Annotated in this window: 14 protein-coding genes; 13 read left to right on the plus strand and 1 reads right to left on the minus strand. The window is 42.2% G+C overall.

Annotation, left to right across the window (positions count from 1 at the left end; all coding sequences use genetic code 11):
• Positions 1-99 precede the first annotated feature (99 nt).
• The 3 genes from AAA938_RS05055 to AAA938_RS05065 all read left to right on the plus strand — a co-directional run bounded on the left by AAA938_RS05055 (position 100) and on the right by AAA938_RS05065 (position 4003).
• A complete protein-coding gene (locus AAA938_RS05055) occupies positions 100-1476 on the plus strand; it encodes a putative oxidoreductase C-terminal domain-containing protein (RefSeq protein WP_420915725.1) in 1377 nt (458 codons plus the stop codon).
• A gap of 61 nt (positions 1477-1537) precedes the next feature.
• Positions 1538-2941, plus strand: coding sequence for an NAD-dependent epimerase/dehydratase family protein (locus AAA938_RS05060; RefSeq protein WP_338227555.1), 1404 nt, complete (start codon positions 1538-1540; stop codon positions 2939-2941).
• A 114-nt stretch (positions 2942-3055) separates the two neighbouring features.
• Positions 3056-4003 carry an aldo/keto reductase gene (locus AAA938_RS05065; RefSeq protein ID WP_338227556.1) on the plus strand — a complete coding sequence of 316 codons (948 nt, stop codon included), beginning with the start codon at positions 3056-3058 and terminating at the stop codon, positions 4001-4003.
• Positions 4004-4048: 45 nt separating this feature from the next.
• On the opposite strand, the gene AAA938_RS05070 is transcribed toward AAA938_RS05065, so the two are convergent.
• Positions 4049-4663 carry a phosphoribosylanthranilate isomerase gene (locus tag AAA938_RS05070; protein WP_338227557.1) on the minus strand — a complete coding sequence of 205 codons (615 nt, stop codon included), beginning with the start codon at positions 4661-4663 and terminating at the stop codon, positions 4049-4051.
• 129 nt (positions 4664-4792) lie between these two features.
• Here AAA938_RS05070 and AAA938_RS05075 point away from each other — a divergent pair, with 129 nt between their 5' ends.
• The 10 genes from AAA938_RS05075 to AAA938_RS05120 all read left to right on the plus strand — a co-directional run bounded on the left by AAA938_RS05075 (position 4793) and on the right by AAA938_RS05120 (position 18984).
• Complete coding sequence (locus tag AAA938_RS05075; protein ID WP_338227558.1) at positions 4793-5455, plus strand: hypothetical protein; 663 nt, start codon at positions 4793-4795, stop codon at positions 5453-5455.
• Positions 5442-7112: a S8 family serine peptidase gene (locus tag AAA938_RS05080; protein ID WP_338227559.1), complete on the plus strand. Its 1671-nt coding sequence runs from the start codon at positions 5442-5444 to the stop codon at positions 7110-7112. Before AAA938_RS05075 ends, AAA938_RS05080 begins: the two co-directional genes overlap by 14 nt.
• A gap of 33 nt (positions 7113-7145) precedes the next feature.
• Positions 7146-7799: a ribulose-phosphate 3-epimerase gene (gene rpe / locus AAA938_RS05085; RefSeq protein WP_338227560.1), complete on the plus strand. Its 654-nt coding sequence runs from the start codon at positions 7146-7148 to the stop codon at positions 7797-7799.
• Between the two features lie 107 nt (positions 7800-7906).
• On the plus strand, positions 7907-8380 hold the full coding sequence (locus AAA938_RS05090; protein ID WP_338227561.1) for a hypothetical protein: 474 nt from the start codon (positions 7907-7909) through the stop codon (positions 8378-8380).
• Positions 8381-8482: 102 nt separating this feature from the next.
• Entirely contained in the window at positions 8483-9505 is a 1023-nt protein-coding gene (locus AAA938_RS05095; protein WP_338227562.1) for a hypothetical protein, read from the plus strand.
• Between the two features lie 94 nt (positions 9506-9599).
• Positions 9600-12119, plus strand: a complete 2520-nt coding sequence (gene gyrA, locus AAA938_RS05100; RefSeq protein WP_338227563.1) for a DNA gyrase subunit A — start codon at positions 9600-9602, stop codon at positions 12117-12119.
• Between the two features lie 23 nt (positions 12120-12142).
• Positions 12143-13351, plus strand: a complete 1209-nt coding sequence (locus AAA938_RS05105) for a tetratricopeptide repeat protein (RefSeq protein ID WP_338227564.1) — start codon at positions 12143-12145, stop codon at positions 13349-13351.
• 168 nt (positions 13352-13519) lie between these two features.
• Positions 13520-14629 (plus strand): acyloxyacyl hydrolase, encoded by a 1110-nt coding sequence (locus tag AAA938_RS05110; protein ID WP_338227565.1) that lies wholly within the window; start codon positions 13520-13522, stop codon positions 14627-14629.
• A gap of 92 nt (positions 14630-14721) precedes the next feature.
• Positions 14722-17178, plus strand: coding sequence for a PIG-L family deacetylase (locus AAA938_RS05115; protein ID WP_338227566.1), 2457 nt, complete (start codon positions 14722-14724; stop codon positions 17176-17178).
• Between the two features lie 102 nt (positions 17179-17280).
• Positions 17281-18984 carry a sodium:solute symporter family protein gene (locus tag AAA938_RS05120; RefSeq protein WP_338227567.1) on the plus strand — a complete coding sequence of 568 codons (1704 nt, stop codon included), beginning with the start codon at positions 17281-17283 and terminating at the stop codon, positions 18982-18984.
• The last annotated feature ends 54 nt before the right edge of the window (positions 18985-19038 follow it).

The following is a 19038-nucleotide window of genomic DNA, read 5'->3' on the forward strand; positions in this document are numbered from 1 at the left end:
TTTGAATTTACAAAGCTGAAGAAATAAGTCATCAAACCTTCGTTCAACACACTAAAAGCATGAAATGAGGAGGTTTTCCCAACTCACAGAAAAATGGAAATGAATCTTAAAAACTATACTTTAGGGGCCTTTATGGCCCTTTTGTTCGCTGCTTGTAGCCCGAATGAATCTGAAAGCAACATGAGTGAATCCACTTCCCAAAATGTAACCATCATGACTTTGGATCCCGGTCATTTTCATGCCGGATTGATCCATAAGACCATGTATCCCCAAGTGGATTCCACGGTTTACATTTTTGCTCCTGCCGGAAATGAATTGAAAGATCATCTGAGTCGATTGGAATCTTACAATACCCGAGCCGAAAATCCCACCGCTTGGAACCTGGAAATCTATTCCGGAGAGGATTACCTCAAAAAGATGATTTCCCAAAAGCCGGGAAATGTAATGATGGTCGCAGGAAAGAATGATAAAAAGATAGACTACATCCTTGAAGCGGTCCAAAATGGGATTCATGTTTATGCGGACAAACCTTTGGTCATCAATCGGGACGGGTTTGAAAAGTTGAAACAGGCTTTTGCGATAGCGAAAGAAAAGAATTTGCTGGTCTACGATATCATGACTGAGCGGTTTGAGATCACAACCCTGCTCCAAAAGGAGCTTTCTCAAATCCCTGAAGTTTTTGGAGAATTGGAAAAAGGAAGCCCGGATAATCCTGCCATTACCAAGGAGTCGGTGCATCACTTTTTCAAATATGTTTCTGGTGTTCCTTTGGTGAGACCTGACTGGTTCTTTGATGTGGAAATCGAGGGAGAGGGGATTGTAGATGTGACCACCCATTTGGTGGATCTGATTCAATGGGAAGCTTTCCCGGATCAAATATTGGATACAACTGATGTGTCCATGCTTTCAGCCAGAAGATGGGCCACTGTTTTGAGTTTGGAACAGTTTAATCAAGTAACCGGAAAGAGCGAGTTCCTTGATTTTCTCCAAAAAGACGTAAAAAATGGAGCCTTGGAGGTCTATTCCAATGGAGAGATGAATTATACCCTGAAGGGAATCCATGCCAAAGTCAGTGTGATCTGGAATTTTCAGGCACCTGAAGGAGCGGGAGATACGCACTACAGCATGATGCGAGGAACAAAAGCCAACTTGGTCATCCGACAGGGAAAAGAGCAAAATTACCGTCCTGAGCTGTATGTAGAGCTTCTGGGAGAAAATCAGCAGGCCTTGGAAGAGGCGGTCAAAAATACCCTTCAAAGTACCTATCCAAAAATTGATTTGGAGCAGACCCAAACAGGAGAATACCGGGTAATAATCCCGGACGTATATCACAATGGTCATGAGGCCCATTTTGCTCAAGTCACCGAGCGGTTTTTGGACTACTACCAAAGCGGAAACATGCCAATCTGGGAGGTGCCAAATATGATCACCAAGTATCACACGACTACTTTGGCCAGAGAATTTGCTCAAAAATAATAGTCGGGTAAAGTGAACAGACTGGAATTGAATTAGTTTTATTTTCAATTCCAGTTTTTTTATGTCTACACCAGATTCCACCACTTCTTCACCTTTGACTGTAGCTATAGCCGGTGCAGGTGGCTACATAGGGAGTTGGTTTATCGAGAACTTCAAATCCAAGTATAAAATCATCGGGCTCAGCCGCCGAAAGGTCAAATCCAATCCCTATCCTGAAGTGGAATGGAGGCAGGTAGAGTTGTATTCTATCTCCTCCACAGTAGAAGCTCTGAAGGGTGTGGATGTGGCGATTTATCTGGTTCATTCCATGAATGCCTCGACCCGATTGAATCAGGGGAGTTTTGAGGACACGGATTTGCTTTTAGCGGATAATTTCAGTCGGGCAGCTGAATTGAACGGCATCAGTCAGATTATTTACTTGGGAGGCTTAATACCCGATGAACCGGAAGAAAAACTCTCAAGACACCTGAAAAGCCGTCTTGAGGTAGAGAAAACCCTGGGCTCCCGGAAATCCAAAGTAACAGCCTTACGTGCTTCGATCATCGTAGGTCCGGGTGGGTCGAGTTTTGATATGATCAAAAACCTGGTCAGAAAACTCCCCGTTTTGATGTGTCCTCAATGGACGGAATCCCTGACTCAGCCTATTTCACTTCGGGACACTTTGGATATCATCGACACCTGTATAGGAAACCCCTCAGTCTATGACAAAGTAATCGAAATCGGAAGTGATGAGGTCATGTCCTACAGAAGCATGCTGGAGAAAACTGCCGAATCCATGGGGAAGAAGCGGCTGGTTTTTTCTATCCCGGTTTTTTCTTTGGGACTTAGCAAATTTTGGGTGGGTCTTTTTGGAGAAAGCCCTCCTCAATTGGTTTCGCCCTTGGTAGAAAGTCTGAGACACACCTTGGTGATTTCGGATCGGTTGTCTTTTAAGGAAAAGAAAATCGATTATCTCACTTACGAAGAATCTGTCAAAATTGCTTTGACAACTGAAGCATCTCCCAAATTGCCTGATTTTTATAAAAAGAAAGGTGTAAAAAATACCGTTCGCTCCATTCAGCGAATCCCAAACAAGAGTCGGAATTCAGCACTTTGGGTCGCCAATAGATACTATTTGTGGCTGCCTAAGTTTTTCCGCTTTTTGATCAATGGTAAAGTGTCCAATCAGGGTGAGATCGGGTTTCACTTGCTTTGGGGGAAAAAGCCCATGCTACAATTAACCCTGATTCCGGACCGCAGCGACGAGCAGAGACAGCTTTTTTACATCACGGGTGGCTGGCTGGTCAAGCGTTTTGATTACGGATGGATGGAGTTTAGAGAAGTTTTGGACAGCCGGTATATCGTTTCTGCCATTCATGAATTTGTTCCCCGCCTTCCATGGATTATTTACATCAATACGCAGGCGAAATTGCATCTTTGGGTGATGAATAGCTTTAAGCGCTACTTGGAAAAAAAATCCGAATGAAAATCCATATTCTGGACCCTTTACTTTCCTACCAACGTAAATAAACCTAATTTCTGAATCCATAAATTAACCTTTATAGGTCTTTTCGACAGAGTAATAAATCAAACAAAACAGATGAAAACCCTTTCTTTTAAAAACGGAGATAAAATACCTGCACTCGGCTTAGGCACTTGGAAAAGCAAACCGGGTGAAGTACGAAAAGCAGTCTATTGGGCAATAGAAGCTGGGTATAGGCACATTGACTGTGCGGCTATTTACCAAAATGAAAAAGAAGTCGGTCAGGGAATCTCCGATGCCTTGTCAGATGGATTGGTAAAAAGAAGCGAGCTTTTTGTTACTTCCAAGCTTTGGAATGATTGCCATAGGCATGAGGATGTGAAGCCGGCATTGGAAAAGTCCTTGGAAAATCTCCGATTGGATTACCTGGACTTATACCTCGTACACTGGCCTGTTTCGTTCAAGCATGGGGTCACTTTCGCCACGCACCGAGAAGAATTCTATACTTATCAGGATGTGCCGCTAACTCAAACCTGGGAAGCCATGCAGGAGCAAAAAGCCTCCGGGCTGGCAAAGCATATCGGAGTTTCTAATTTCAACCAAACCAAACTGCGCGAGATTCTTGCCATGAAAGGTGAAGCCCCCGAAATGAATCAGGTAGAGATGCACCCTTTTCTTCCCCAGCTACCTCTTGTGAATTTCTGTAAGGAAAATTCCATCCTCCTGACCGCTTACTCACCTTTAGGTTCACCGGATTCACGGGCAGAGCGTCACAAAAATGATCCCGTTCTCCTTTCCAATCCCATGGTAGCCGAAATTGCCAAAAAATACGGAGTCAATGCTGGAGTAATCCTCATTGCCTGGTCCATGCATAGAGATATCGCAGTCATCCCAAAGTCAGTAAATAGGGATAGGATATTCTCAAATTTTGAAGCTTCCAAGATTCAGCTTCGTGATGAGGACATGCTGGAGCTGCGGGATTTGGGTATTTCCCATCGCTTTATCGATGGCAGCTTTTTCACGGGGGCTCACAGCCCATACAAGCAAAGTGATCTTTGGGATTAAAAAAAGAAAACCCGGACTGATTCAGAAAAGTCCGGGTTTTTTATGCTAGTCCTCGATTTCCAAGGCTTCGAGGATGTCTGCCATTTGATCAAAGTCCCTCAATCCCGCTTTGATTTCCGTTCCTCCATTCAGTGAAATTCCATAAATGGGCATGTCTTCTACAATCTCCACTACATCATCCGCATGGAAGCCATCTGCCAAAATCACCGGAAACTTTTCAGCGAGAACGCGGATTTCTTCTTCCTTTTCTTTGGCTGCATCAATCTTCGACAAGTGGAGGTAGAGGGCTTTTGAACCTAATTTTTCTTCCAATTCCAAGTCCAGATGATTGATTTCATCCAGATGGCATTTGTAGATTAAAGAAAGTCCGAGGTCCGATAAGGGAATTAGCTCATCCAATCGATCATGTTCCACCCAAGTCAATCCCGAATATTTGGCCAGTTGATTTCTGATTTCTTCATCTGAGATACCAGAGATTTCTCCTACAAATTCTACTCCGGAGAGCCAGCCTGTTATTTCCTCAAATTCCTCAGGGCTGACAAAGTTGGGATTCTCCGGATTAATGCAAAATCCCAGTAGGTTTACAGTCATACCTGCACAATATCTTGCATCGGTGAGATTGGTGATTTGATTGATTTTTACAAAAGTCTTTAAAGCCATTTTTGAATTGGATTGAAGGGCTAAATTACTCCACAATATTTCCCCAAGAAAGAAATCTATTCAGAAGTAAAACTGCGAATTCTAAAAATCAGGAAACAAAATCTGTTATTTTTACTTCTCTGATTAGTTATGCGGAAGATTTATCTGTTTTTTTTTATTTCTCTGGCTGGCTTGATTTCCTCATGCGAGGAGGAGGTTGAGACCCCATCTTTTGATCCGCAATTTGAATTTCAGCCTTTGGAAATCGGTCGATTTTGGATTTATGAAGTTGATCAGACCATCCATTTTGGAGAAAATGATTCGGAAAACTTTCTCTTTTTTTTGAGAGACAGAATCAGGACTTCCTATTTCAATGCAGAAGGCAACCTGGTTTTTGTGGTGGAAAGAAGCCGGTCTGAAGATCAGGTAATTTGGGCCAAAGACTTGGAGTATACCCTCCTGATTAGGGATTTGTCCTTGCTGAGAACCATCAATAACCAAACCCTAGTCACCCTCAACTTTCCGCCTGAAGTAGGAAGAATCTGGAACGGACTGGCTTATCAGGCAGAGGGAATGGATGATTTCGAAATAGAGATTTTGGAAGGGGACTTGGTTCGTGTCAAGCAGGAAGAGTCTGATGATGAAGTGACATTCCGAGACATTCGCTATGAAGTATTTCAAAAAGGGGTGGGATTGGTAGAAAAATATGCAGAAGTGGTAACTTATTGCTCTAGAAATGACTGTTTGGGTCAGCAATTGATTAACGGAGGAGAGAAAATTCACCTGAGATTGAGTGATTATGGGAAAAATTAGACTGATTTTGTTGCCCTTGGCTTTTTTGGCTTTTATATCTTTTTCGGAAGCCCAAAATCGTTATGCCGTGTATTTTAAATACAAGCCTCAATCTGGATTCACCTTATCCAACCCCGGTGAATATCTGAGCCCCAAAGCACTTCAAAGAAGACAGCGAGAAGGTATTTCTGCTGATAGTTTGGATTTGCCCGTGGCAAAAAAATATGAGGAGGAAGTTGCAAATAAAGCTTCTTACCTGCTCTATAGCAGCAAATGGCTCAATGCCTCCGTGGTCATAGCAGATGAGACTCAAGTTAAATCCATTAACGAACTGCCTTTCGTCGAAAAAGTAGAATTGGTAGCCAGAGGGTTCACGCCACCTCCATCAGGAAGGCTAAAGAACTATCTGCGGGTAACTGCGAGTAGCTCGGTCAATTGTGAAGTGCCAAAGCTAAATGCCCGAATTACCGAAGTAGAGCAAAATCAATCCTACCAGTTTCAAAATGAAGTCATCGGTATCGATGTGATGCACGAGGAAGGATTTACGGGAAAAGGGATCACCATAGCTGTATTTGATGCAGGATTCCCCGGGGTAAATCAAGCCAATGGTTTCCAAGGACTGATTGCCAATGGACAGATTGTCGGGCAAAAAGATTTTATCCGACCTTGGAATCCATCGGTTTTCACAGATCATCCTCATGGTACCAATGTGCTTTCCCTGATAGGGGCGAATGAGCCGGGTGTTTTGGTTTCTGGGGCTTATGAGTCAGAGTTTGTTTTAGTCATCACTGAAGAAGTAGCCACAGAATATAGAATTGAAGAAATAAATTGGGTAAGAGGCGCCGAATATGCCGATAGTCTAGGAGTAGATATCATCAGTAGTTCTGTAGGCTATTGGGATTTTGATGATCCTTCTATGAATTATACCCTTGCTGATTTAGACGGAAAAACAGCTACGATTACCAAAGGGGCTTCTATTGCAGCTGATAGAGGGATTTTGGTGGTAAATAGTGTCGGTAACTATGGCTCAAGAGGAACTTCCTCCTTGGTGGCACCTGCCGATGCTGATGGAATATTGGCAATTGGTTCAGTTAACTCGAATCTGTCCGTTTCAGGCTTTAGTTCCCGTGGACCAACGGGAGATGGAAGGTTAAAACCTGATTTGGTGGCTTACGGAGAAAGCCCCATTCTTTTAAGAGCAAATGGCACATCGGGTGCGGCAAGTGGCACTTCCTTTTCAGCTCCTCAAGTGACCGCTTTGGCTGCCGGGCTTTGGCAAGCAAGACCAGAATGGAAAAAGGATGAATTGATCCAAAGGCTATTGGAAAGTGCCAGCAATTTTGAAACCCCCGATAATAATCTGGGATATGGAATCCCAAGTTTTTATCAGGCCTATTTCGGAGAGGTTCTTTCAGCAGAAGTTGAAGAAGAGGTATTATGGAAGGTATTCCCTAATCCACTGTCCGGCGAGGAATTGATGATTTATTTTGGCAACGGCTTGGAAAGTCAATTTGAATTGATTGATCTCACAGGAAAAGTTTTGATTCAATCCAAGCTGATTCGCTCAGATATCAAGTCTCCATTTATTGTACAGCTTTCAGGAGTGAAGCCCGGACTATACCTCGTTCAGATGTCTGATGGTCTTCAATTCAAACAGACCAAGCTCCTCAAACAATAATTTCTTTTAAGTAATCTTACAGTCAATTTGTCTATGAAACCTCTTATTGCTCCATCGATTCTTGCATCTGACTTTGCCAATTTGCAGAAGGAGGTGGAGATGTTGAACCAATCAGAGGCGGACTATATCCATGTGGATATCATGGATGGGGTTTTTGTGCCAAATATTTCATTTGGAATTCCAGTCACTGAAGCCATACACAAGCATGCGAAAAAGCCTATGGACGTTCATTTGATGATCGTTCGTCCGGAAAATTATTTGGAAGCCTTTCGCAAAGCAGGGGCAGAGATCCTGACAGTCCATTTGGAAGCTTGTCCTCATTTGCACAGAACCTTGCAAGCGATAAAGCAAATGGGAGCCAAAGCAGGAGTTGCCATCAATCCTCATACTTCTGTTACCCTTCTTGCAGAAATTATTGAAGAGGTTGATTTGGTATGTGTGATGTCGGTAAACCCGGGTTTTGGAGGTCAAAAATTCATAGAAAACACCTATTCAAAAGTATCCAGATTAAAGGATCTAATAATTTCTAAAAATTCAAAAACCCTTATTGAAGTAGATGGAGGGGTGAATTTGACCAATGCACCTTTACTTTTTCAGGCAGGAGCAGATGTATTGGTAGCGGGAAGTTTTGTGTTTAATTCTGCAGATCCGATACAGATCATTTCTCAATTGAAAGAATCAGTTTGAGGCAGAAACCGCTTATCATAAAAATTCTTAAAAAGCGGAATTTGAACTTGTAATTCCTTTCGGAGGTTGGTTTATTGTTAGTTGTATTAATTTAAACCAAGATAGTTATGAGAAAAATTTGGATGTTTTTAGCTCTTTTTATGGGGTATAGTTTGTTTAGTGTAGCTCAGGAGGCAGAAGAAGTAACAGATGAAGATTTGGCAAAATTTGCTAAAGTCGAGGTAATGACATCTCAGTATGTAGAGGATAAAACAGAGGAGCTGAAAAACATGATTATCAATAATGAGGTAATCGATGGAGGAGCAAGATACAATGAAATCAAAGCTGCTTGGGGTGATGCTGCCAAGGAAGCTGAAATTGAATTGACGGACGAAGAAAGAGCTGCCTATAAAGCCATCAAGGATTTTCAGGATTCCCTTCAGCAATCTGTGGTTGACTACAAGACAGAATTGATCAAAGATGATGAAGTTCTTGGGGTATCGATCTACAATAAAGTAAACGGTGCTATCAAAGAAGACCCAGCATTAAAAGAGAAGCTGGATCAAATGATTGAAGAAATGAAGACTAAAGGTTATTCTTAATCCCTTCAGCTACCAAGAATGGCAATAAATTTGAAGAAGTCTCTAAAAAAAAAGAGACTTCTTTTTTTATAGGTTTATGCAATGCGGCGTTATTAGAAAATCATGTTCCCATCCAAACTCCCTTTCTTTCTTGTTTTCCTGATATTCATCAGCGGTTCTGCCATGGCCCAGGATGAAGACATTTTTGGAATCAGTACCAAAGCAAAGAATCCCAAAAGTGAATCCGGGGTAGGCAATGCTTTCAGAAATGTGATCGAGCAGTTTGCTTTTGAATTTTCTACAGGAGCGGCTTATCATCAGACAGGGATGAGCTTTTACTCAGAAAATCCGAGCCTTTATCCTTTGACCCAGTTTCAAAATTTTGATAATCCACTGGACATCAGTCCGGAAAGCCCTTTGGAAATGAGTTCCAATGATTGGATTTTCCCATTGGTAAATGGAGGGGTGAGAATTAATCTTTTTAACCTCCTTACCATCGGTGGAGGATATGGGATGGAGTGGGGTAATTTATCTCCTATGAGGGGTGGAGACTTTGAGTTTCCTTTTGAAGGAGCTACGTATCAGATTTCCAAAACCTATGGCACAGTCGGTTTAGTACTCTACGATGCCAAAAGAAGACAAGGCTTTTTGAAAATGAGATATAGAAAATACAGCTCAAACAATTTGTACATGCAGTCTGAGTTGAGGCAAAGAGCCCGTCAGATTTATCCTTGGCGGTTTATTTTGGAGGGGGAATTTGGCCAACTTAAATTAAAAAATGCCTATGATCCTGCTCTAGACCTGCCCAATCAACCCTACGAACCTAGATTGGCGGTGTCCGAAGATCCCTATTTCGGAGTAGGATTGAGGGTAGAGCGAGATTTTTCTGAATATACCAAGCTATTTATAAAAGGGGGAGGAGAGTTTCGATCCTTTACTTATGCTTCTTCTGATTTTTCCGAATTTCAGGAAATCAACCAGTCTGTTTATTCGATGCAATTGGGTTTGGCTATACGAATCCCTGGAACTAAGCGATGCAAAGTGCAGGGATGCGGAGTGGTGATGAAGCACATGCATGATGGAATCGAATATAGAGGAAGCTCAATTTTCAATCTTCAAAATCGAAAAGTTGGTCAATGGTATTGACGGAATAATATCCGTTTTACTTTGAATCCGAGGTTTCAAAAGCCTTCTCTTTTTGCTATCTTGCGGCTTAATTTGACCCGCGAAAAAGCAATTTATGGCCCAAGGAGAAAACGAGAACATCATCCCGATTAATATTGAAGAGGAAATGCGTGGTGCCTACATCGATTATTCGATGTCGGTTATTGTTTCAAGAGCGCTTCCTGATGTCCGTGACGGACTCAAACCAGTTCACCGAAGAATTCTATTCGGAATGCAGGAACTGGGAGTTTTACACAACAAGCCTTATAAAAAATCTGCCAGAATCGTAGGGGAAGTACTGGGTAAGTACCATCCCCATGGTGACTCTGCTGTCTATGACACCATGGTCAGAATGGCCCAAGAGTGGTCACTCAGATATCCTATGGTCGATGGACAAGGTAACTTTGGGTCTATTGATGGAGATAATCCAGCTGCGATGCGATATACCGAAGCAAGGCTGAGAAGAATTGCTGAGGAAATGCTGGTGGATATCAACAAAGAAACTGTTGATTTTCAGTTCAATTTTGACGATTCACTCAAGGAACCAACCGTTCTTCCTGCCAAAGTCCCTGCTTTGCTACTCAATGGTGCATCGGGAATTGCCGTAGGTATGGCGACAAATATGGCCCCTCACAATTTGGGTGAAGTGATCGACGGCATCGTTGCCTACATCGATAATCGTGATATTACTGTATCCGAATTGATGCAGCATGTAACTGCACCAGATTTCCCAACAGGAGGAATTATCTATGGTTACAATGGGGTAAAAGCTGCTTTTGAAACCGGCAGAGGCCGAATAGTAGTAAGAGGAAAAGCCAACATCGAAACCAAGGATGGAGGTAACCGGGAGATGATTGTAATCACCGAGATTCCTTACATGGTCAACAAGGCCAACATGGTCGAGAAAACCGCTCAACTCATCAATGAGAAGAAAATTGATGGGATTTCGGCGATTAGGGATGAGTCCGATCGATCAGGGATGCGGATTGTCTATGAACTCAAAAGGGATGCTGTGCCTAGCGTAGTATTGAATAATCTTTACAAGCAAACTCAGCTACAGACCTCATTCTCAGTCAATAATGTCGCCTTGGTAAAAGGCAGACCACAAACCCTGAACTTGAAGGACTTGATCTCACACTATGTCAGTCACAGACACGAGGTGGTGGTCAGAAGGACGGAATACGAACTCAAAGAAGCAGAAAAGAGAGCTCATATTCTTCAAGGATATTTGATTGCTTTGGATCATTTGGATGAAGTGATTGCCTTAATCAGAAACTCTGCAGATCCCGAGACAGCCAGAAATGGCTTGATGGAACGCTTTGAATTAAGTGAAATTCAAGCTCGTGCTATTTTGGATATGCGATTGCAGCGTCTCACTGGAATGGAGCGCGAAAAAATCGTTCAGGAGTACAAGGAAATCATGGCTTTGATCGAGGAATTGAAAGAGATTCTTGCAAACGAGGACAAGCGAATGGAGATCATCAAAACCGAGCTTTTGGAAATGAGAGGTCGCTATGCTGATGATCGACGAACTGAAATTGAGCACAATGCGGAAGATTTCAGCTACGAGGACATGATTCCAAATGAAGAGGTAGTAATCACAGTTTCCCATCAGGGATATGTGAAACGAACAGCCCTTACTGAGTACAGGACCCAAGGTCGAGGTGGAGTCGGGTCGAGAGGTGTGAGCACCAAGGATGATGACTGGACAGAGTACCTCTTCACTGCTTCCACTCACAATTATCTGTTGATATTTACTGACAAGGGTAAATTATTCTGGCTCAAAACCTATGCTATTCCGGAAGGATCCAAAACTTCCAAAGGAAGGCCTATTCAAAACCTGATCAATATTGAATCAGGAGATAAAATCCGAGCTATTATTCAGGTAGATGATTTGAATGATCAGGATTACATCAACAATCACTTCCTCGTGATGGTAACCAAGCAGGGAATCATCAAAAAAACTACTTTGGAGCAATATTCCCGACCAAGATCCAACGGAATTATCGCCCTAAACATCCGGGAAGATGATCAATTGGTCAATGTGGATATGACTAATGGAGATCAGCATATCGTTATTGCTGCCAAGTCCGGTAGAGCAATTCACTTCCATGAATCAGCGGTAAGGCCAATGGGAAGAACCGCCACTGGTGTAAAAGCGATCACGTTAAATGATGCAAATGATTTTGTCATTGGCATGGTTTGTGCCTCCGAAGAAAATGCCACTCTGCTCGTTGTCTCCGAAAAAGGCTATGGAAAAAGATCCATGCTTGAAGAATACAGAATCACCAATCGTGGAGGAAAAGGAGTGAAAGCAATGAATGTGACTGAGAAAACAGGTGCACTTGTTGCAATCAAAGAAGTGGTAGATTCAGACGATCTCATGATCATCAATAAGTCGGGAATTATCATCCGTATCTCGATGGAGCAATTGAGAATCATGGGAAGAGCAACCCAGGGAGTTAGGCTTATCAAGGTAGGAGAAGGGGATGAAATTTCATCCGTGGAAAAAATCTCCAAAGAGGAAGATGAAAATGAAGAATCTTCCGATCTTGCGAACGAATCTTCCGAATCCAACGAAGAAATAACCGAATAATCAAACAAAAGAAAACAATACGAATGAAAAAGCTAATTTTCTCTTTAGCACTTGCAGCTTCTACCACTTTTGTTTTTGGACAAAAGAAAATGGTCAGAGAAGCTGAAAAAGGTTTCAAATCAGGAAACTTCACTGAAGCTCTGACGGCAATTGATGCGGCTATCGCTAACCCTGAGACTAGCGGTGATCCTGCTACTTATCTTGTTAAGGCTCAAATCCAAACCAAAATGTTTGGCGCTGACTCTTCCAATACCATGAATACGGTAGAAATCGGTAATGCAGCATTTGATACATTCATGAAAGCTTTTGACATGGCTGGAAATGATAAAGACACAGATGCTGGTAAGGATATTTATGCAGAAGAATTGCCGGGTATCCCTGACAATCTTCGTCCTTATTCAGTCAATACTCTGAAGAACGTAGCCTTCGATAAGGCTTTGGAGCGGTATGAAAATGAAGACGTGGAAATGGCTTATGAATTCTTCAATCTTGCTGGAAAAGTAGACGAAACAGACTCTACTATTCATTACAATGCAGGTTTCATCGCTAATGATCTTGGTCGATTTGAAGATGCAAAAAGACACTTTGGATACCTACTTGAGCTTCCAGAGTACAACAAAATCAACGCTTACTATTTTATGGTTCAGATCCTGAGTTCCGAGGACAAGGACCCTGAAGGTGCATATGCATTAGTAGAAAAAGCGAGACAGGAGTATCCTGATGACAAGGTATTGGCTGAGTATGAAATCCAGTTGCTTTTGCAATTGAACAAAATGGATCAGGCCATGTCTCAAATCAAAGACGCTTTGGCAAACGACCCAAATAATGCGGGTTTATGGTTGAGATCCGGTTATTTGAAAGAGCAAGCTGGAGATCTAGACGGTGGATTGGCTGATTACAAGAAAGCTACTGAAGTAGATCCTGAATTCTATCAAGGTAATTACTACGCTGGTGCTTTGCTTTTGGAGATGTCTACTAAAATGCTCAATGAATTGAACAACTTGTCTGATGCTGAATGGGAAAAGCAATCTCCTATCGTAGGCGCTAAAGCAGACGAAAACTACAAAGAAGCAGCTAAGTACTTCGAGAAAGCGTCTCAAATACAACCTGATAACAATGATGTATTGATCATCCTATATCAAGTATATACTCGTTTAAAGAATACATCTGAAGCTGAGAAAATCAATCAAAAATTGACCGAAAGATTAGGTCCTAACTGGATGGATAATTAATAATTCTCTTTACTGAGACAAGTAAAAAGGGGCTGTTTCTATTCTTTAGACAGCCTTTTTTCTATTCCTATATTTTTACAAGAAGTGTATTTGAAAAATTTGCCTAACCTTGACCTTCAGTATTTTCTTTAGATTTAGTTTATTTGGATCGGATTTCATTCGCTGATAATGAGAAAAGCCAGCATTTTACTTTCTTTAGTGCTTTTGTTTTTTGTAAGCAATTCCATCGCTCAGGTAAAAAATCAAAGGTTTTTCAATGTTTCCTATGAGTCTGGTCCCATGCTGAGTAATGGGACAGAGTGGGGGGATAACATCAAGGATTTGGTCAATTATAAGGCGATTGACCTTCAACTGGGCTGGAGGAGTTTATCGAATTCCAAATATGATTACCTCTATAGGTATCCAGTTTTTGGTTTCGGGTTTAATTCCGCATTGACATACACCAGAGAGATAGGTCGGCCAATGGCTTTTTATGGCTGGGTTGACATTCCATTTTCTTTGCAGAGACCAAACAGAAATTTGAGCTTTGGCTATTTTTCACAAATGGGAATTGGATTTAATCTGACTCCCTACGACCCTGATTCTAACCCTGATAATCAATATATCGGATCCAATATCAATGCCTATGTTCATCTGGGTTTTTATGGAAAGTATCAAATCACTGAGCGTGTAGGACTTCGAGCTGGCTTTGGTTTGAAGCATTATTCAAATGGGGCTACTAAACGGCCCAATGCAGGTATTAATCTTTTTCCCTTAAACCTCGCCATGAATATTCGTCTGGGAGAACTCACAACTATCCCTGATCAAAAACCCGAAATTCCTGAAAAAGAACTTAAATCTTTTGTGAACCTTGCCCTGTACACCGGCATGAGAAATTATGAAATAGGTGATCCTGCTTATTTCAGAGGCGGCCTGGGAATAAATTATTTGATCGAGCCTTCCTATAAATATCGATTGGGCCTGGGCTTGGATTTGTTTTGGGCCCAAGGAATGGAATTGAGATTTCCGGGAGAAAACTTTTCTTTCAAAGACCAAACCTCTCTGGCAGTGGTAGGCTCATGGGAGTGGCAGCTAACCTCTCGCTTGTTCGTTCCAATAGGATTGGGAGTGTATTTGTACAGAAATGAAATCAATCAGGAATTCACTTGGTATTATGAAAGAATTGGAGTTCGATATCGATTTGGTGACGCTCTTTCTGCAGGAATGTCCATCAAAGCCCATCGGGCGAAAGCTGATTTTTTTGAATTTACACTTGGATATACAATCCCAAGAAAGTAATCGCATCTCTGCATCCAATCTTTTCCATTAATAAAAAAAAGATTTCTTTTCGATCCTACTTGGGATAGCTTTCGGTGTATATTCAGCCAACTATGCTCAAACCCAAAAATTGCCTATTATCCACGATTGTGATTCTGTTTGCATGGCTTAGCAACGGTTTTGCTCAATCACTTCCTTCCTCTCAAATCTACCATCAACTGCTTCAACTCAAGGAAACCAAACGTGTCCTGTACGTAGCAGCTCATCCCGATGATGAAAATACAAGGCTGATCGCCTATTTAGCCAATGGAGAACATGCGGAAGTGGCCTATCTCAGTTTGACCCGTGGGGACGGAGGCCAGAATTTGATTGGTAAGGAGCTAGGCATAGAATTGGGTCAAATTCGTACTCAGGAACTCCTCAAAGCTCGCGCTACAGATGGTGGAAGACAATACTTCACCAGAGCCATGGATTTTGGGTTCAGTAAAAATCCCACTGAAACGCTCCAGAATTGGGATAAGGAAAAAGTCTTGGCAGATGTAGTATGGGCAATCCGAAAGTTTCAGCCTGATATTATTATAACAAGGTTCAATACCATTCCTGGGGTGACTCACGGGCATCACACGACTTCAGCGATTTTGGCAGGAGAGGCTTTTGACCTTGCAGGAAAGGAAGATGCTTTTCCCGAACAATTAAAATATGTCTCCGTGTGGTCTCCCAAGCGGATATTTTTCAATGCCTATAATTTTCGGGGCGAATTTGAGCCGGAAGAAGGGAAAAAGTACCATGCTTTTGAAGTTGGAGGGTTTGATCCGCTTCTTGGAAAAACCTATCATCAGATCGCTGCCGATAGCCGTACCATGCATAAATCTCAGGGTTTTGGCTCCACAGCAGGTAGCGGTAGAGCCAGAGATTTTATCGAGCAAGTTGGAGGGGAGTCCTATGTTGATTCTCCCTTTGAAGGTGTAATCGATCGATGGGAAAGTATTTCCGGTGGTAAAGAGGTGAAAAACAAAATTGAAGCCCTAATTGAAAATTTCAATTTTATCCAGCCGGATCAAAATGTACCTGATTTGCTTGATTTGAGAAAATTGATCCTTGAATTGCAATCTCAGGAGACTTGGGTCATGGAGAAAATTGAAAAATTTGATCAGACGATTTTTAAAGCATTGGGATTGGAATACGAGTACATTACCCGAAAGGAAATTGGTTTTCCGGGAGAAAGTATTTCTACAGAGTTGATTTTGAACAACCCTTCTTCTCTGGAAATAAAAGATGTTGACTTTCAAGTTTCGGACACCTATTATGTCGGCAAAAACTCCAAAGAAAATGAAACGGTCCAGCTTCCTATTGAATTAAAAATTCCTGAGGAAATTTCGTATTCTCAGCCGTACTGGTTGAAGGAGCCATTAGATGGAGCCTTATTTTCAGTTTCCAATCAAAAAAATATCGGAGTTCCATTTTCCACTCAAATAATCGGAGGCGACCTTTCTTTTACGATCAGTGATCAAAAGTTTAAGGTTCCTGTTCAGTTGTTTTACAAATTCAATGACCAGGTGGATGGAGAAGTTAAGCAGCCATTTGTTATTGTGCCGGAAGTCGACCTTAGTGTTTCTAAAGAAAATGTCTTTTTGATTTCTGGTGCTGAGCCAACCGTTACGGTTACGGTTAATTTCAGAGATCAATTCTTGGAAGGGAATCTGGATTTTGAAGGAATAGACCCATCCCAATTTCGGATTTTGAGTATTGAGGATGTTGCTTTTCAAAAAAAGCGAATCTACCAAGTGGCTTTTTTACCCAATGGAAATGGAAAGAAGGTAGTCACAGCACGATTTACTACATCTAGGGGAAAGACCTACAATCAGATTACCAAAACAATCTCATACAAGCACATTCCTAATCTGACCTATTTTGTGCCGGCTTCCATTAATTTGATTCAAGCCGACTGGAAAGTCTCATCTGGAAAAATCGGATATATTCCCGGTGCAGGAGATGACGTGCCGGGAGTGCTTTCTGCATTGGGATACCAAGTGATCATGATTGGTCCCGGAGATTATTCCGTGGATTACCTGAGCCAATTCAAAGCAGTAATAGTGGGCATTCGGGCGTATAATACCAATGCAGAACTGGCAGCCAATCAGCAGGCTCTCATGGGATATGTACGATCCGGAGGAAATTTGATTGTGCAGTACAATACCAGCTCTCCACTGCTGACCAATCAGTTGGGACCTCATCCGTTTACTATTGGAAGGGATCGGGTTACCGTGCAGGAATCTCCTGTAATTGCAGATTGGAGCCACCCAGTTTTGGCAGGACCTAATCCAATCAATGAGTCAGATTTCTCAGGATGGGTACAGGAAAGAGGGCTTTATTTTGCCACCAATCCTGATGAAAACTACAGCTCTCCACTTACCATGCAAGATCCGGAAGAAAAAGCTTCCCAAGGTGCCTTGATCTACACCAAGTTTGGAAATGGAACCTACGTTTACACGGGCATTTCCTTTTTCCGACAGCTTCCGGCAGGTGTCCCTGGGGCTACGAAGTTATTTATCAATCTAATCGAACAATAAAGTGGGCGAAAGTCAAATCCGTTGGCGTAAAGTATACCTTCTTCTTATGGCAAGTCTTGGGTTAATGATTGCGCTTTTTTATTGGTTAACCGTAGCCTACCGATGAGCACACTGGATTGGATAGTTCTGTTTTGGACCTTGATTTCCATTGTTGCCTTTGGTGTCTACAAGACCCGGGGCAAGAAGAATCTGGATGCCTATCTTCGGGGCAAGAATTCCATGAATTGGTGGACGATCGGTCTTTCCATTATGGCTACTCAAGCCTCCGCAATAACCTTTCTGAGTACCCCAGGCCAGGCTTATGAGGATGGGATGCGTTTCATCCAATTTTATTTTGGTCTTCCTCTGGCCATGATTATCATTTCGGTCAGCTTTATTCCCATCTATTACAAACTGAAAGTCTACACGGCTTATGAATATCTGGAAAGCCGGTTTGACCTGAAGACCAGAACACTCACTTCCTTACTTTTTATTGTTCAGCGTGGTCTTGGTGCAGGAATTACGATCTATGCTCCTGCGATTATTCTCTCTACTCTCCTCGGGTGGAATCTTACGTTCACCAATGTACTAATTGGTGTTTTGGTAATAGTTTACACCGTTTCTGGAGGAACAGAAGCGGTTTCTATTACGCAAAAGCAACAGATGGCAGTCATGATGGGAGGGATGATTTTGGCAGGCTTTATTGTAATCCAACTTCTTCCCATTTCATTTCAGGAAGCGCTTCATGTGGCAGGCAAAATGGATAAACTCAATGTGGTGAGTTTTGAATTTGACCTCTCGGATCGATACAATATCTGGTCCGGGATGACCGCGGCAGTTTTCCTGTTTCTCAGCTATTTCGGTACGGATCAAAGCCAAGTGCAGCGCTACCTCTCGGGACAAACCCTCACCCAAAGCCGAATGGGATTGATCATGAACGGGTTCCTGAAAATACCCATGCAGTTTTTGATCCTCTTCATCGGTGTTATGGTATTTGTGTTTTATCAATTCACCCAGCCCCCGGTCGTTTTTAATAAAGTACAGACTGAAAAACTTCAGGAAAGCCCCTTTGCACCGGAATTCGGAAAACTGGAGGAAGACTATTCCAGAAGCTTTCAAGAGGGTAAAAAAGCCTATCTCGGAATGTTGGAGGCAGTAGAAGCGGATGACGAAACTCGTGTGGCTGAGTTTAGACAACAAATCCAGGAGATCAAAGCCGAACAGAACGGCATTCGAGAAGAGGTCAAATCTCTTATCGTACAAAATGATCCTGCAGCTGAAACCAGAGATACAGATTATGTATTCATGCGCTTTGTCATGGACTATCTGCCTCATGGTTTGGTTGGACTGTTGTTTGCCGTGATTTTCTCCGCAGCGATGTCTTCCTCAGCTTCTGAACTAAACGCACTGGGCTCTACCAGCACCATCGATTTGTATAAGCGTTCTGTGAAAAAAGAAGCCACCGATGAGCATTACCTAAAGTCATCCAAGGTATTTACCGCATTTTGGGGTTTGGGAGCTATCCTATTTGCCACTTATGCCTCTTTATTTGAAAATCTGATTCAGGCTGTAAACCTCTTGGGTTCTCTATTCTACGGGACCATCCTTGGTATCTTCATGGTTGGGTTCTTTATGAAATGGATCAAAGGAAAAGCAGTATTCTTAGCGGCCCTTTTCTCTCAAGCTTTGATTCTGGTTATTCATTTTTGGAATGGGGTAGGGCTCTTTGGGTTCCACTGGGATATTGGATTTTTGTGGTATAATGCCATCGGGTGCATTGCAGTGATGGCTGTGGGTTCGATATTTCAACTGATTCTTAGAATATAAAAAATGCCTTTGGAAATCATCCAAAGGCATTTTTTAATATCAGTTAAGTAGTCT

The organism is Algoriphagus taiwanensis (assembly GCF_036245645.1).
Lineage (GTDB): Bacteria > Bacteroidota > Bacteroidia > Cytophagales > Cyclobacteriaceae > Algoriphagus > Algoriphagus taiwanensis.